This is a genomic window from Candidatus Marivariicella sp. (assembly GCF_983056325.1).
In genome coordinates this window covers 59,491-74,348 of record NZ_CEZOWA010000007.1, presented here as the reverse complement: position 1 = coordinate 74,348, position 14,858 = coordinate 59,491, and the positions used below count along the sequence as shown (strand labels likewise).

General features: G+C 27.0%; 15 protein-coding genes. 9 read left to right on the top strand and 6 right to left on the bottom strand.

The genetic code is table 11. The features are described from left to right. Positions 1 to 5 precede the first annotated feature (5 nt). From AC3ATN_RS03605 to AC3ATN_RS03575, 7 genes are all read left to right on the top strand, one after another. Positions 6 to 1,667: an OstA-like protein gene (locus tag AC3ATN_RS03605; protein ID WP_487531868.1), complete on the top strand. Its 1,662-nt coding sequence runs from the start codon at positions 6 to 8 to the stop codon at positions 1,665 to 1,667. Beyond that, complete coding sequence (locus AC3ATN_RS03600; protein WP_487531867.1) at positions 1,664 to 2,848, top strand: aspartate aminotransferase family protein; 1,185 nt, start codon at positions 1,664 to 1,666, stop codon at positions 2,846 to 2,848. Before AC3ATN_RS03605 ends, AC3ATN_RS03600 begins: the two co-directional genes overlap by 4 nt. 87 nt (positions 2,849 to 2,935) lie before the next feature. Next, positions 2,936 to 4,291, top strand: a complete 1,356-nt coding sequence (locus tag AC3ATN_RS03595) for a tetratricopeptide repeat protein (protein ID WP_487531866.1) — start codon at positions 2,936 to 2,938, stop codon at positions 4,289 to 4,291. Positions 4,292 to 4,347: 56 nt separating this feature from the next. After that, a complete protein-coding gene (locus AC3ATN_RS03590; protein ID WP_487531865.1) occupies positions 4,348 to 5,274 on the top strand; it encodes a DUF368 domain-containing protein in 927 nt (308 codons plus the stop codon). Continuing rightward, positions 5,255 to 6,217 carry a DUF368 domain-containing protein gene (locus AC3ATN_RS03585; protein WP_487531864.1) on the top strand — a complete coding sequence of 321 codons (963 nt, stop codon included), beginning with the start codon at positions 5,255 to 5,257 and terminating at the stop codon, positions 6,215 to 6,217. Before AC3ATN_RS03590 ends, AC3ATN_RS03585 begins: the two co-directional genes overlap by 20 nt. Then, the gene (locus AC3ATN_RS03580) at positions 6,195 to 6,950 is read left to right on the top strand and encodes a shikimate dehydrogenase family protein (RefSeq protein ID WP_487531863.1); all 756 of its coding nucleotides are present in this window, start codon (positions 6,195 to 6,197) and stop codon (positions 6,948 to 6,950) included. Before AC3ATN_RS03585 ends, AC3ATN_RS03580 begins: the two co-directional genes overlap by 23 nt. 71 nt (positions 6,951 to 7,021) lie before the next feature. Further along, positions 7,022 to 8,965: a DUF349 domain-containing protein gene (locus AC3ATN_RS03575; RefSeq protein WP_487531862.1), complete on the top strand. Its 1,944-nt coding sequence runs from the start codon at positions 7,022 to 7,024 to the stop codon at positions 8,963 to 8,965. Positions 8,966 to 8,970: 5 nt separating this feature from the next. Here the strand turns inward: AC3ATN_RS03575 and mazG are convergent, their stop codons facing one another. From mazG to ruvX, 4 genes are read right to left on the bottom strand one after another with little or no spacing between them, the layout of a single operon-like run. Beyond that, positions 8,971 to 9,738 (bottom strand): nucleoside triphosphate pyrophosphohydrolase, encoded by a 768-nt coding sequence (gene mazG, locus AC3ATN_RS03570; RefSeq protein ID WP_487531861.1) that lies wholly within the window; start codon positions 9,736 to 9,738, stop codon positions 8,971 to 8,973. A gap of 10 nt (positions 9,739 to 9,748) precedes the next feature. Next, positions 9,749 to 10,135 (bottom strand): DUF5606 family protein, encoded by a 387-nt coding sequence (locus AC3ATN_RS03565; RefSeq protein WP_487531860.1) that lies wholly within the window; start codon positions 10,133 to 10,135, stop codon positions 9,749 to 9,751. Between the two features lies 1 nt (position 10,136). Then, positions 10,137 to 10,727, bottom strand: a complete 591-nt coding sequence (gene def / locus AC3ATN_RS03560; protein ID WP_487531859.1) for a peptide deformylase — start codon at positions 10,725 to 10,727, stop codon at positions 10,137 to 10,139. Next, positions 10,724 to 11,146 (bottom strand): Holliday junction resolvase RuvX, encoded by a 423-nt coding sequence (gene ruvX, locus AC3ATN_RS03555; protein WP_487531858.1) that lies wholly within the window; start codon positions 11,144 to 11,146, stop codon positions 10,724 to 10,726. The genes def and ruvX overlap by 4 nt, the downstream gene beginning before the upstream one ends. An 89-nt stretch (positions 11,147 to 11,235) precedes the next feature. Here ruvX and AC3ATN_RS03550 point away from each other — a divergent pair, with 89 nt between their 5' ends. Next, complete coding sequence (locus AC3ATN_RS03550; protein ID WP_487531857.1) at positions 11,236 to 12,042, top strand: 2,3,4,5-tetrahydropyridine-2,6-dicarboxylate N-succinyltransferase; 807 nt, start codon at positions 11,236 to 11,238, stop codon at positions 12,040 to 12,042. A gap of 1 nt (position 12,043) precedes the next feature. Here the strand turns inward: AC3ATN_RS03550 and AC3ATN_RS03545 are convergent, their stop codons facing one another. Further along, positions 12,044 to 12,952 carry a glycosyltransferase family 2 protein gene (locus tag AC3ATN_RS03545; RefSeq protein WP_487531856.1) on the bottom strand — a complete coding sequence of 303 codons (909 nt, stop codon included), beginning with the start codon at positions 12,950 to 12,952 and terminating at the stop codon, positions 12,044 to 12,046. On the opposite strand from AC3ATN_RS03545, the gene AC3ATN_RS03540 reads away from it, so the two are divergent. Continuing rightward, positions 12,951 to 14,054 carry a glycosyltransferase family 9 protein gene (locus tag AC3ATN_RS03540; RefSeq protein ID WP_487531855.1) on the top strand — a complete coding sequence of 368 codons (1,104 nt, stop codon included), beginning with the start codon at positions 12,951 to 12,953 and terminating at the stop codon, positions 14,052 to 14,054. The two genes, AC3ATN_RS03545 and AC3ATN_RS03540, sit on opposite strands and share 2 nt — an antisense overlap. Here the strand turns inward: AC3ATN_RS03540 and AC3ATN_RS03535 are convergent. Then, the gene (locus tag AC3ATN_RS03535; RefSeq protein ID WP_487531854.1) at positions 14,028 to 14,837 is read right to left on the bottom strand and encodes a glycosyltransferase family 2 protein; all 810 of its coding nucleotides are present in this window, start codon (positions 14,835 to 14,837) and stop codon (positions 14,028 to 14,030) included. The two genes, AC3ATN_RS03540 and AC3ATN_RS03535, sit on opposite strands and share 27 nt — an antisense overlap. Positions 14,838 to 14,858 lie beyond the last annotated feature (21 nt).

The window sequence follows — 14,858 nt, the reverse complement described above, 5'->3', positions numbered from 1 at the left end:
GGCTTGTGAATCGAGCATTCCTTTTTTTTTGTTTTAATATTATATTCTCTGTCGTGATGATGGGTCAAGACTCTAAAATAATAGAAATTAGAAAAGCTGGAAGTTCGAATCAAGATGAATTATTATATCCTGGAGCTAACATATTGTTAAAAGGAAAAGATTCTAGGGTTAACCTATATCATGATGGAGCACTAATAATATCAGATAAGGCTATTTTTTATAATAAATCGAACTTTTTTTCAGCAGAAGGTAATATTATCTTTACTCAAGGAGATAGTCTAATAATGACTTGCTCAAATTTAGAATATGACGGAAATCTAAAAAAATCAAAAGCATGGGGTAATGTTTTTTTAAAAAGACCTGATGTAACATTAGAAACTGATACACTTTATTTAGATAGAAATAAACAAATTGGTTACTATAATTCTTTTGGGAAAGTAGTTGATAGTTCAAACGTTCTTACAAGCAATAAAGGTTTTTTGTTTATGAATGAAAATAAATACAGGTTTATTTCTAATGTAAAAATTACTTCAAAAAAGTATAATGTTAAATCTGAAAGACTGGATTATTTTACTGATTTAGATAATGCATACCTATATGGTCCAACAGATATTGTTGGTGAGGACTATACAATATATTGTGAAAGGGGTTTTTATGATTTGAAAAATGAGACTGGTGATTTTCAAAAAAATGGAAGGATAAATTATAATGGAAAAGAAATTTTGGGAGACAGCTTGTACTTTGAGAAAAGTAAAGAATACGCCTCTGCAACCAATCGAGTTTCAATAAAGGATACAATTAATAACTCAATAATTTATGGTCATTACGGAGAAGTTTTTAAAGCAAGTGATTCTGCTGTTATGACAAAAAGAGCAGTTGCTCTCAATATTATTGAAAATGACTCACTTTTTATTCATGCAGATACTTTAGTTGCAACCGGTCCAAAAGAAAACAGAATATTAAGAGGCTATTATGATGTTCGATTTTTTAAAACTGACATCAAAGGTAGATCAGACTCACTTTTTTTGAATCAGCAAACTGGTGATATTGAACTTATAAAAAGGCCATTAACAGATAAAGAAATTCAAATATTTACTGAGGAAGATAAGAACAAAAGGAATCCAATATTATGGTTTGGTGATAGTCAGATGACTGGTGATAAGATTTTTCTTTTATCTGAATTAAATTCAAAAAAACTTGACTCTCTTAAGATTGTTGGAGATGCATTTATTATAGAAAAAGATACCATTGGCAATGATGGGTATAATCAAATAAAGGGAGGTTTGTTAAATGGTGATTTTATTGATGGGCAATTAAATAACATAGAAGTAATAAAAAACACACAGGTGATTTATTATTTGTATTCAGATGAAGATAATGAATTGATAGGTATTGATAAAACAATTTGTAGCTCATTAGATATGGTTATGGTAAATAACGAAATTTCTGATATTACATTTCATACTGATCCAAGTGGAGAGGTTTTTCCTGAGGAAGAAATTGATAACAATGAAAGAAAACTTAAAGGTTTTGTGTGGAGAAATAGAGAAAAACCTATGAATAAAAATGATCTTTTTAGTGAAAAAGATAAAAATATAACCCTTCCCAAAATCAAAGGAATTTTAGTTCCTGAAGCTTTATTTTATGAAATAGATTTTAATAAATGAAAGATAAGTTCTTAAAGTATCAAGCTAAAACAACCTCTAATCCTATTGGATTGGAAATAAAGAAAGCAAAAGGTTCGTATATATGGGACAATTCAAATAAAAAATATCTTGATTTTGTTGCGGGCATTTCCTCCAACCCACTAGGTCATTCGCATCCATCAGTCATAAAAAAAATAGAAAAACAAATTAGAAGATATATGCATGTTATGGTTTATGGAGAATATATTCAAAGACCAGCAGTTAAATTATGTGAAAAGATAATTAATAAATTACCTGATAACTTAGAAGTAATTTATCTTACAAATTCTGGCACTGAGGCAATTGAAGGAGCTTTAAAACTTGCAAAAAAAGCAACTGGTAGAAAAGAGTTTATTGCGGCAAAGAATTCTTATCATGGAAGTACACATGGTGCTCTGAGTTTATTAGGTGTAGAAAAACAAAAAGCGGGATTTGAACCATTACTTCCAAACATTAGTTTTATTCAGTTTAATAAGGTTGAAGACTTAGAACTCATTACCTCAAAAAGCGCAGCTGTAGTATTGGAAACCATTCAAGGCGGTGCTGGATTTATTTTACCAAAAGACGATTATTTAAAATTAGTTAAAAAAAAATGTGAAAGCGTTGGTGCACTTTTAATATTAGATGAAATTCAACCTGGTTTTGGGAGAACAGGTAAATTATTTGGTTTTGAACATTTTAATGTAACTCCTGATATACTAGTCATGGGCAAAGGTATGGGAGGTGGATTACCGATTGGTGCTTTTTGTTCATCTAGAAAAATCATGAGATTACTAGAAAAAAAACCAAGGCTTGGACATATTACTACTTTTGGAGGTAATCCTGTAGTATCAACTTCAGCATTAGCAACATTAAATACAATTTACAAAGAAAAATTAATCGATAAAATTAGTGAAAAAGAGAAGATATTTAGAAAAAGATTAATACACCCCCTAATAAAAAGAATTAATGGAAAAGGATTAATGCTAGCGATAATTTTTGATAAAAAAATTATCGCTAACACCCTAGTTTTAAGATCTTTAGATGAAGGACTATTATTATTTTGGTTATTATGGGAAAAAAAAGCTGTTAGGATAACTCCTCCACTCAATATTAGTGAAAAAGAAATAAACTTAGGTTGTGATATAATTTTAAAAATCTTAAACAATTATATAAAAGTTTAATGTTAACTATTTTGTTAAAAACAATAGTAGTCATAGTATTAAACATCCATTTAGGTTACATAACTTGAATTTTGATTTTATTGTGATATGTTGAATTTAAATAACGATGATTTTATAACACCTGTTTATAAGTTTGAAGCAATGCTCAAAACTAACAAACTTTTGTTTTTTGATGCACAAGATTTTGAAACTATTGTCCAGCACTACATAGATGATGGAAAATTTAGTCTTGCAGATAGAGCTCTTGAAATTGGAATGAAACAACATCCAGAGAATGGTGAATTACTTTTGTTGAAAAGTGAAATTTTTATATTCGAAGGAGATTTTAAGAAATCTTTAGAGATAATAGAAATCGCTGAACAACTAATACCTCAAAACGAAGAAATATTTTTACAAAAGGCAACAATAGCCTCAAAGTCAAAACATCATTTTGAGGCTATAAAATTTTTAAATAAAGCGCTTAGTTTATCTGAAGATAAACTCGAAATATGGTGTTTGTTAGGAATGGAGTTTTTAATTTTAGAAGACTTTAGATCTGCAAAATATTATTTTCAATTGTGCTTAGATGAAGATCCACTAGATTATCAATCGTTATATAATTTGCTTCATACCTTTGAACAATTGGATGATACACCTGGAGCAATAGATGCTTTAAATGCAATCTTAGAAAAAGACCCATATTGTGAAGTTGCTTGGCATCAGCTAGGGAAAATATATACCAGTCTTAATAAGTTTAAAGAAGCAATTTCTGCATTTGAATTTGCAGTTATCAGCGATGATAAGTTTACAGGAGCCTACATAGAAATAGGTAAAATTTTAGAAAAAACCGGAAAGTTAAATTTAGCAATTGAAAACTATCATATCGCTCTAGAAATTAACGAAGAAAGTGCATTTGTATTTTACAGAATTGCAAATTGCTATAATACTTTGGGGAGTTATGATTTATCAATTCAATACCACAAAAAAGCCATAAATACTGACCCAACATTTGAAAATAGTTGGATTTCATTGATAGAATTTTATGATCTTAAAAAAGATTATAGCAATGCTATTAATTATTCCATAAAGGCACTCGAATCTAACGGAGATAGCATTAAAATAACAAAAAAATTATCTCAAATTTTGTTTAAAAAACAAAGTTTTTCAGATGCTGCCTTTTACTTCGAAAGTCTAATTCAATTAGGAGATTGTAATAAAGAGACATGGATAAATTTTCTTGACTGTCTAATCAAATTATATAGGCTTAATCAAGCAAAAAAAATAATAAAAAAAGCTTTAATCAAATATCCAAATTCTTCAGATATCATTTTTAGATTAGCTATAATTGAAATTAAATTGGGTAACTCTATTATAGCACAAAAGCATCTAAACAAAATCAGCATTCCAGATATTAATGAATTATTTAAAAGTGATCTTTATACTGAGTTTAGGAATATAATTTAAAAGATATATTCTATTCTTTTAAATTATTTTAACTTAATGTTATACTATATCTAAACATGAAATCAATTTCTTTAATATTTAAGGGTGTTTTTATGGGTATTGCTGACCTTGTTCCAGGTGTTTCTGGCGGAACAATTGCACTTGTTTTTGGGATTTATGATGAGTTTATTTTTAGTTTATCAAAAATCTCAATATCATCGCTATTTATTTTAAAAAATAATGGCATAAAAGCGTTTTGGAAAGAGATAAATGGGATTTTCCTTTTGAAATTATTTTCAGGAATTATAACAGGAGTTTCGTTATTTACATTTCTAATTGATTGGCTTATAAAAAATCATTCAATTCCATTATGGGCGTTTTTTTCAGGAATAATATTATCGAGTGTAATATTCATATATAAAAATGTTAAAAAACCCAAAGTCAATTTATTACTATATTTTGTTTTAGGGTTATTATTTTCATTCATAATTAACCAATTAAGTCCAAGTTTAAAATCTGATTCACTAAATGGGCTATACTTGTTTTTTTCATGCTTAATAGCTATAAGCGCAATGATTCTTCCCGGTATATCAGGAGCCTATATGTTGATTTTATTTGGAACATACTCTGAGGTGATATCGACCATAAAATCACTATTAAATATCTTAATTAAACAGGATTTCACTAACATTAACCTAATACTTTATAAAACAACTATAATTGGGTGTGGAATAATTTCTGGATTATTAATTTTTTCTAAACTTTTCAAATGGCTACTGGTTAAGCACTATGATGTGACACTTGTTTTCATGATTGGACTAATGCTCGGTAGTATCCATAAAATTTGGCCTTGGAAAGAAGGTGGAGAAAATATTTTACCTCAGAATTATCCTGATGAAAACCATTTGATTTTATCAATATTCTCTTTTATTTTTGGTATACTATTTATTAATACAATTCAGTTTTTTGAAAAAAAAAATATTAATGATAAGCAAAAGAACTAAAAGTGATAAATTTTTATTATTTGTAAAAGGTTTTGCAATGGGGGCTGTGAACAAAGTTCCAGGGGTGTCAGGTGGAATAGTGGCTTTAATATCGGGGTTTTATACTGAACTAATTTTCTCCCTTAAAAAAATCAATATTATATCTTTAAAACTTTTGTTAACCGGAAGGTTGAGAAGCTTCTATAGTTATGTTAATGGTGAATTTTTAATATATCTTTTTGGGGGAAGTATTATAAGTTTTTTCAGTATGGCTTTAATTTTAGAGCAACTGATAATCAGCTATCCAAATTATGTTTGGTCAAGTTTTTTTGGAATGGTATTAGCTTCAATATATTATGTTTTTCCATTAGTAAAAAAATGGAAAATTGATACTTATATGTTTTATTTAATAGGTTTAATAGTTGGTTTGAGCATTGGGATATTTGAACCAATTAAAGGAAATGACAATCTGTATTTTGTTTTTTTTTGTGGAATGGTTAGCGTCTCAGGAATGACGCTACCTGGACTATCAGGATCCTTCATTTTATTACTTTTAGGTAACTACGAATTATTACTTATTGATTCTGTAAATGCTTTATTTTATTCGATTAAGGATTTAATGATTGGAGATTTATCTTTTTTAAATGACAAAGAAAGGATTAGATTAATTAAGATTATGATTGTCTTTTTTCTGGGATCAATCGTAGGATTAATTTTTTTTGTGAATACTCTGAGTTATTTTTTAAAAAAATTTTATTCAAAAACAATATCTTTAATAATAGGCTTTGTATCGGGATCTATAATTTGCATATGGCCATGGAGATACCTCACTCAAAATAGTAAAATTAATTATTATTTACCATCTGAAATTAATAGTAACAATTTAATAATGTTAATGTATATTGTTTTTGGAGCTGGTTTTATAATTATCTTGGAGAATTATGGAAGGAAATTTAAAACTTAAAAAATTTGGTCTTATTGGAAAAGACATAAGCTATTCATTTTCTAAAAGATATTTTGAAAATAAATTTTTAGATAATAAATATAAATCTTATAGCTATGAAAATTTTGATTTAGAAAATATTTCAGATGTTGTAAATGTATTTAAAATAGATAACTTATCAGGTCTCAACGTGACAATTCCATATAAAGAAAAGATTATACCCTATTTAGATGAATTGACCACTCGTGCGAGTAAAATTGGAGCTGTTAACACTATAATATTTAGAAATAAAAAAAAAATTGGAGATAACACTGATGTTATTGGATTTGAAAATGCTATGAAAGCATTTATTAAACCTTTACTGAAAAAAGCAATTATTTTAGGATCAGGAGGAGCATCAAAAGCAATTCAATTTGTTTTAAAAAATAGTGATATAGCATTTATTGTCGTATCTCGTAACCCCAATAAAGATCAAATAAAATATATTGATTTAAACGAAAAGTTAATAAATGAATATCCAATAATAATTAATTGTACTCCTTTAGGGACGTTTCCAAAAATTGAATTTTATCCCAAAATTCCTTATGAAAACCTTAGTTCTAAAAATTATTTAATCGATTTGATTTATAATCCCAAAAAGACGGAATTTATGAAAAAAGGAATTAAAAATGGGGCAAAAGTTTCAAATGGATACCTCATGTTGATTCAACAAGCAGAAGCTTCTTGGAAACTTTGGGAAACGTCGATAATATGATTTTTTTTTTGTAAATTTTAAACAAAATAACTTCTATAGCTAGTTAATAAATAAGAAATAAAAATAATACTATGGATATTTCAACTATCACCGTAATTGAACTAAAAGCAATAGCTAAAAAAAGAGGTATTGCAGGTGTGTCCAGATATAAAAAAGCAGAATTAATTTCATTACTATATAAAGTCAAGGAAAAAGAAAATAATATTCCTGAATTTTCGCCTAATAAAATTGTAAAAACAGAAATAAAAGTTAATAAAAAAATAAAGAAAACTAAGGTTGATAAAATCAATTTAATAGATAAAAAGATAAGAGATCCTAAATGGAATATCTATAAAAAGGAAATTGATGAAATAGTTGATGAATTAGAAAAAGAATTTATTAATGATTTAAAAAAAGAAAGAGAAAGGTTCTTATCCAAAGGGGGTAATGAAATCGACTTTAACCATGTGTCAAAAGAAAAAGAAGAATTCAATAAAATAAAATTTGAATATAGAAAAATAAAACGTTCTTATTTCAAAGAAATTGAAAATAAAAAAAAAATAAATAGCGCGCTAAAAAGGAATATAATTAACCAGATAAAAGAACTAATTGGATCGGAAAAATCTATTAACACCATATATAAAGAATTTAAATCTCTTCAAAAAAACTGGCATAATATCGGGTACTCTTTAAGAATAGATTCGAATGATTTATGGGAAAATTACAAACATCACGTAGAAAGATTCTACGATTTTCTTCATATAAACAGAGAACTTAGAAACATAGACTTTGAACATAATTATAAAGAGAAGATTAAAATTATTGAAAAAGCTGAAGAGCTTGTTAAAACAACAAATATTGTTAAAGCAGGAAGAGAATTAAATATTCTCCATGATTTGTGGAAAAATGAACTTGGCCCAGTATCTCCTGATAAAAGAGAAGATTTATGGAAAAGGTTTCAAACAGCTTCTAAATTAGTTCATTTAAATAAACAAAAATTTCAAAAAAATTTAGATGAAAATCAAAAAATTAATCTTGAAAGAAAAAATTCAATACTTACAAAAATTAATAAATTAACCGATCCTGAGCCATCAAATCACAAAGAATGGCAATTATCTATAATAGAATTTAATGATCTAAGAGAGAGCTTCAAATCTATTGGAGCAACTCCAAAAGAAGAAAATAAGAAAAATTGGGAGTTATATCGTGAGTTGGGAAGAACTTATAACTTGAAAAAAAATATTTTTTATAAAAATCAAAAAAATATCCAGAATGAAACTATTAAAAATTACAAAAGTCTTTTAGATGAGGTAAAGAGTATTAATAAAAAAGATGATTGGAGTAAATTTGTAACTAGAATGAAATCGATTCAAACTGATTTTAATAAACTCGGTTTTGTTCCAAGAAATCTATTAAAGAAATTTAGATCTGAATTTCAAAAGGAAACAAATCTATATTTTAAAAGATTAAAATCTGGTTATCTAAAATTAAATGAAGATGAGGAACTTATTTATAATCAAAAAAAAGAGTTAATAAGTAAAATAAAGAAAACTAAATTTAATACTATTGAGAAATTATCTAATTATTGGAATGATATCGAAAATAAAGGAACTTTAAATAATAAGTTGCAAATCGAAATTAGTAATTTATTTATTAAATCCGGTCATGAATCAATTACACTTAATCCTAAAGTGACAAGTGACAAGTCAAATATTAAATTTGAAATTGAATTAATTGTTTTAAGAAACAATTTAGAGGAGCTTCATGTTAAAATTGATTATTATAAAAAATTAATAAATGAACTTCAAACAGAGATTACTCAACTTGAAAATAATCTTGATTTTTTTAGTAAATCCAGCTCAGAGAGCCCTCTTCTCATAGAAGTCACTAAGAAATTAAATTTATTAACTGGTAAGTTGTTATCTTCAAAAGAAAGAATAAATAAATTAAAATCATTTCGTAATAAAATAATTAATTCTTCTAAAGACATATCAGACGAGCTGGAAAAAAATAATACTGAAAGAGAAAAGACCTAGAGATTCTATTTTAATTTATTCCATAAGATAATTAAATCCTCAGAGCTCATAGACTCAATTGAATTGTTTTCTGACTTAATTAATTTTTCCATTTTTTGAAATCTACCAATAAATTTTTTGTTTGTTTTATACAAGGCAATATCAGGATCTATATCAAGAAATCTAGCATAATTAATCAAAGAAAAAAATAGGTCCCCAAACTCTTCTTCAGTAGATGCTTTATCATTAATATTTATAGCTTCAATAAGTTCCTTTTCTTCTTCCTTAAACTTATTCCATGCTTCATTAATGTTTTTCCATTTAAAACCTACTCCAGCAGCTTTATCTTGGATACGTTGAGATTTTATTATTTCCGGGAGACTAGAAGGAATTCCAGAAAAAACACTTTTTTTACCACTTTTAAGCTTTAGCAATTCCCAATTACGTTTCACTTGATTATCATCTTGAACTTTAATTTCTTCATAGATGTGAGGGTGACGATAAATTAATTTTTCTGAGATAGATTTAGCAACATCTCCAAAATCAAAGTCATTGTTTTCAGATGCAATTTTTGAATAAAACAATATATGAAGTAACAAGTCTCCCAATTCTGACTTTATTTCATTAAAATCTTTTTTTAGAATTGCATCAGATAACTCATATGTTTCTTCAATTGTGAGAGACCTTAGAGATTCTATTGTTTGTTTTTTATCCCATGGACATTTTTCTCTCAATTCATCCATTATTGTCAATAGACTATCTATTAACTCTAATTTTTTTTTACGAGAATTCATTTATTTAAAATTAATTATCAAAAAAACCTTTTTCATGGAGAATATTATACCAACTAATAATTTTCTTTACATCGTTTGCATATACTTTATGGACATCATAATTTTCGTAAACTGAAGAAAAATAACTCATTAAATTTTCTTTTGAAGCTTTATGCATTTTAGTAACTGGAAAACCATTTTCTTTTTCAAAAATGAATTTAAATATTTCGTTTAATGGCTTTTCTTCATTAATTCCAAAAATATTTATCTCATCTAGAATACTAATCTGATCGTTTATTTTTGTTGATATTTTAACATCATCAAATAAAGATTGAGCAATAAAACCAGAGCGTGTCTTTGATAATATTTTAAATAGTCCTGGACGTGAAGAAATAGCGATAATTTCATCTAATTTCATATTATCTATTTTTTAATATTTTGGAAAATTTCATTTTGTAGTCAGTTTTTATTTTTCCTTTACTAACACTTAACAGCTTACCTTTCAATAATTTTCTTTTTAATACGGTAAGTTTGTCTGTAAATAAAACACCCTCAATGTGATCATATTCATGTTGAATTACTCTAGCAATAATTCCATTGAATGAATCTTCACATTGATTAAATTGTTCATCAAAATATTTTATAAAAATTGTATCTGAACGTTTTATATCTGCTCTTACTTCTGGAATACTTAAACATCCTTCATTGAAATCCCATTCCTTTCCAGTCTCTTTAATTATGACAGGATTAATAAAAACTTTTTTAAATGAATTTACTATTTCAAATTCGTCATTATTCATGTTTTTAGAATCAGCAAAAGGTGAAGTATCAATAATAAAAATACGAATTGATGAACCAACTTGAGGAGCAGCTAAACCAACACCATTCGCATTATACATTGTTTCCCACATGTTTTCAATAAATTCTTTTAGATAAACAAAATCACTAGATATTTCCCGAGCCTTTTTTTTTAATACAGGATTTCCGTATGCTAATATTGGTAAGATCATTTTAAAATTTTATTAGATTCTAAATACGATTGTAAAATAATTGTTGCGCTAATTTTATCAATGAGTGACTTATTTTTTCTTTTACTCTTTTTAATTCCAGAATCAATTATTACCTGACTTGCTATTTTTGAAGTGAATCTCTCATCATATCTGATGATCCTAACATTAGTTATCCTGATTTGAAGTTTGATAATAAATTTTAATATTGAAGACTCTATATTCGAAAAAGTTCCATCCTTTTGCTTTGGCTGACCAACAATAATAGCTTCAACATCGTTTTTTAAAACATATTGTTCTAAAAAGTCTAATGTTTCCTTAGGAGATAAAGTAATTAAACCACTTGCAATTATTTTAAACGGATCAGTATGAGCAATACCTGTCCTCTTTTCTCCAAAATCTAGTGCAACTAAACAACCCATTTATAAATTTTAACAAATATACATTTTTTGAATATTAATATTAATTAGCTATTATACATGTTTAGTTACTTTTGTTTAAAAGAATAAATATGAAAATGTTAATTGAAGAAGCTTGGGAAAATCGTTCACTATTGCAATCTAAAGAAACTAAGGATGCAATACGATTTATAATAAACGAGTTAGATAACGGGAGAATTAGGATTGCTGAAAAAATTAACGGAAAATGGGAAGTCCATCAATGGATAAAAAAAGCAGTTATTTTATATTTCCCTATTCAAGAAATGAAATCTATAGAGTTAGGGCCATTTGAATTTCATGATAAGATTCCATTAAAAAAGAATTACTTAAAAAGGGGTATTCGTGTAGTTCCTCATGCCATTGCTAGGTATGGATCGTTCATAGCTAATGGATCAATACTTATGCCAAGTTACACTAATATAGGGGCATATATTGATCAAGGGACAATGATAGATACCTGGGCAACTGTTGGTAGTTGTGCTCAAATTGGTAAAAATGTTCATATTAGTGGTGGTGTCGGTATAGGGGGAGTTCTAGAGCCAGTTCAAGCATCTCCAGTAATTATTGAGGATGATGCTTTTATAGGATCTAGATCTATAATTGTTGAGGGAGTTAGAGTCGAGAAAGAGGCAGTAATAGGAGCCAATGTTGTCTTGACTGGATCTACAAAAATTATTAATGTTACTGGTGAAAACCCAATTGAATCAAAAGGATTAATTCCTAGAAGGTCGGTTGTGATTCCAGGAAGTTATGAAAAAAAATTTAAAGCTGGAAAGTTTCAAGTTCCATGCGCGCTAATTATTGGTGAAAGAAAGGAAAGTACTGATAAAAAAACATCACTTAATGACGCATTAAGAGTGAATAATATTTCAGCGTAAACTACTTGATATTTAGTACTTTATAGGCCCAGTATCTAATCATAACATACAACATCCCTCTTTTAACTTTTGAAAAAATAGAAAAAATTAATAATTCTATAAGTGAGGATTTGAAAATTAAAAGATGAGATATAGCTTTTCCTAAACCACTAAAATGCTTATCTATATACTTATGTGAAGATATTATTACTTCTGATTTAGTTTTAATACTAGTTTTAATATCCTTTCTAGAAGCACCTCCATGACTATGGGTGCAATTCCATTGATTTAAAAGAACACATTTCATCTTTTTAACTTTAGCTCTTTTACAAAGATCTATATCTTCATAATACATCCAAAAATTATCATCCCACCCACCAATTTTTAAAAAATCAACTTTTCTAATTAAAACAAAAGAACCTGAGATCCAATCTGGAAAAGAAATTTTATTTTGAGAAATCAACCTCTTTGATTGCGAAGGTCTTAAAATATTTCTTTCAATAATTCTAATAAAAGAAAGTACATTTAAAACTGTAGGGAAGACTCCGAATGGATATGATATACTTCCGTCATCTCCCAATTGATTTATTGAAATTAATCTATAGTCTGGATTCATATCACAATATGGTATTAGCGTCTCAAAACATGTTTTAGGAATTATAGTATCTGGATTAAGAAATAGAATCCATTTTGTAGTTGCATATTTGGAACCTACATTACATCCATACGAAAAACCACCATTTATTTTTTCTTTTATAAACTGAACCCAATTGAATTTCTTTGAAAAACTTTCAATCTCGCCATCATCTGAAAAATTATCAACAACTATTACTTTATTAATCATTACTGATTGTGTTTTTAAACTCTGAAGGCAAACACTCAATTTATCCCAACATCTATAATTAACAATTACAACAGAAATATTTAACATGAATTCAAATATAGGATGTTTTATTTTATTAGTTATTTTAAATAAAAGTACTTTTATACCCATGAATATATTGGTTGTTCAACAAAAAATGATAGGAGATGTTTTAATTAGTAGTCTCTTGTGTGATAATTTAAAAAAATGGAATCCATTATCTAAAATTGATTTTGTTGCAAACACTCATACTGTTCCAATACTTCTTCACAATCCGAATATAAATAACATAATAGTTTTTGAAGATTATTTTAAATATAATAAGCTGTCATTAATTAAATTTCTATTAAATCAGAAAAAGAAAAAATATGATATTATAATAGATGCTTATGGTAAAACTGAGAGTTTATTAATTACCTGGATGACTCCTGCTAAAATAAAAATTGGTTTTTATAAATGGTATTCGAAATGGGTTTATACTGAATCTGTTATTAGAGAGAAAAAAAGATCTAATCTAGATTTACAATTGACAATTATAAATAGAATCAATTTATTGAAACAATTAATCAAAGATGATTTTGAATTTATAACCAAACCTGAGGTATACATTACTAAAAATGAAAAAAAAATTGCGTCTTTAAAGTTAGGAAAGATAACATCTCCTCTAATTATGATTAGTTTATTAGGAAGCTCAAAGTCTAAGACCTATCCACCAAGTAAGATGATTGAAGTTTTAAATTATCTAGTTGAAAAATATAATGTTAAGCTAATTTTGAATTATATGCCTACTCAAAAGGAAGAAGCATTATCAATGATTAACTCATTAGAAAACAATACATTAAAATCAATAGCTTTAAATAATGCACCTGAAAGTCTAAGAGATTATATATCACTTGTCTCTTTGTGTGACGCTATAATTGGTAATGAAGGGGGAGCAATAAATATCGCAAAATCTTTAGAATTACCAAGTTTTTCAATATTTTCTCCTCAAATTGATCCTAGTGGGTGGATAAGACCATCTGATATTGAAGTTGGAGTTCATATAATGAATTATAATAAAAATTTTAAAAGTTTTAAATTAAATAATGAAGAAATTAAAGATTTATACGAAGGATTTGAGTTTGATTTTTTCAAACTGGAGTTATCAGATTTTATGGATCGACTCAGATAAACCATTTGTTGTTTTAGTGATTTTATCTAAAACAGATCTCATTTGAATTTTATCATTTTTTAAAAATCCTTCTTCATCTTTTTGATCATGATCAAGATGATAAACAATTCCAGCAAATTTTAACCTCTTACCCATCACTTGATTGTTATGCATCCTAATCATCAAGTCTGAGTCTTCCCTACCCCAGCCTATAAAATTATTATCATAGCCATTTACTTCAACAAAATCATTTTTCCAAAAAGATGTATTACAACCTCTAAACTTTGAGGAAATTTTTTTTGATGGTTTATAGAAATATTTTAAGGAAGGGATTCTAATTTTCCTAAACCTTTTTTTTATACTTGGACTAAAAAATGAAATAAACACACTTTTATTTTTATTTAAATAACTCCTTAAGAATCTTGAAACATATCTTTTTTTAATATGAACTCTGGTTCCATACAAATAACACCCCTTTTTAGCATTTGCGATATGATCATAAATGAAATACTTGTGAGGAACACAGTCACCATCGATCTGTATTATATAGTCTGATTCTGATAATTGTATAGCCTTATTTAAAATTAAAGCCTTTCTAAAGCCTCTATCTTCTTGATAAACATGAATTAATTTTGATGAAATTTTATTTTTCCATGAGTTTACAATATTAGATGTTTCTAAATCATTACTATCCTCTGCTATTATTATTTCATTTGGTAATTGGAACTGTTTTGAAACAGCGTCAATAATAATACTGAGTGCTTTTGATTCCTTATACGTAGATATTATCAATGCAGCTTTCATAATTATAACAAATATAAATAG